This window comes from Microbulbifer okhotskensis, from assembly GCF_023895975.1.
Classification (GTDB): domain Bacteria; phylum Pseudomonadota; class Gammaproteobacteria; order Pseudomonadales; family Cellvibrionaceae; genus Microbulbifer; species Microbulbifer okhotskensis.
In genome coordinates, this window is sequence record NZ_JALBWM010000292.1 from 1 (window position 1) to 1,220 (window position 1,220).

Sequence of the window (1,220 nt, forward strand, 5' to 3'; positions counted from 1 at the left end):
TATCTGGCCGTGGTTCCTACCTATTTCGCCCCCTAAAACTGTCCGAAGTATTGCTTAAGAAAAATATCTTTAAGTTCAATTTAAGTGACTTGTTAATGTAATAAAAACAACACCTTAAGTTAATTTACTCATAGTAGCTTCTGAGTGGTTAGTGGGGACCAATAAGGACTCCACCACTTAGCCAGAGGTGATTCTGACCCGAAGATATACAATTTATACTATAGCTCAGATGGTTGCTGTGAGTTTGTTGATTGGTATAAATACGGCTCAAGCAAAAATACCTGTGGATGGAATTGAGCAGAATTCAAAGTGTCAAGTTGAGTATAAAGCAACTAATCATTGTAATTCTCACTGCAAAAAAAATGAAAATATAATGATTGCCTCGCATCGAGGGGATTGGCGAAACGCACCAGAAAACTCTATTGCAGCGATTGAGTCTGCAATTTCTCACGGGGCAGATATTGTTGAGATTGATATCCGTGAGACCGCAGACGGCCAACTGGTGCTTATGCATGATAGTAACGTTGATAGAATGACCGATGGCACTGGTTATATTTCAATGTTGACACTTTCACAATTGCAATCTCTCAGGTTGCGTTTATTACAAGGAGGGGAGACTCAGCTCACTGAGCACAAAGTGCCCACCTTCAAAGAGGCTATTGCAGCAGCTAAGGGCAGGGTAATAATTAACCTGGACAAAGCGTGGGAAATAAGGGAAAAAGTATACGATGATTTGAAGTCCATGGATGCTGTCAGTATAGGATTGTTTAAAAGTAACGCCAATCCTGACGAGGTACAAGAATTCCTGGATAAGGATGACTCGATTCTTTACATGCACAAACTTCGCGAAGATAACCTGTCTCATATTGATGGTTTTGATCGTCATACTCCCTATGCATGGGAAATTGGTTTTGAAACTCTAACAGAGCCTCAAATTAACGCTGAATTAGTCGAGAGCTTAGCGCAAGAGAGCGCTATTTGGATCAACTCTCTTTGGTATGGACAGGCAGCAGGGTTTACTGACGAAGTAGCGCACTTAGACCCCATTTCCGGTTGGCAAAATGTTATTGATCACTTCTCAGCAACAATTATTCAAACGGATAACGTGGTTGAGTTAGATCAATGGCTTAAGTGTGGTAAAGATCGTAAAAAGAAAACTATTAGGGCCTGCATTCAACTCTGAAGTGCATCACCCTTTAGGCTGCTGCAGCAGCCGTATA

General features: G+C 41.2%; 1 protein-coding gene. It reads left to right on the forward strand.

Annotation, left to right across the window (positions count from 1 at the left end):
- The first annotated feature begins 238 nt into the window (after nucleotides 1–238).
- Complete coding sequence (locus tag MO867_RS22120) at nucleotides 239–1,183, forward strand: glycerophosphodiester phosphodiesterase family protein (protein WP_252473205.1); 945 nt, start codon at nucleotides 239–241, stop codon at nucleotides 1,181–1,183.
- Nucleotides 1,184–1,220: the final 37 nt, after the last annotated feature.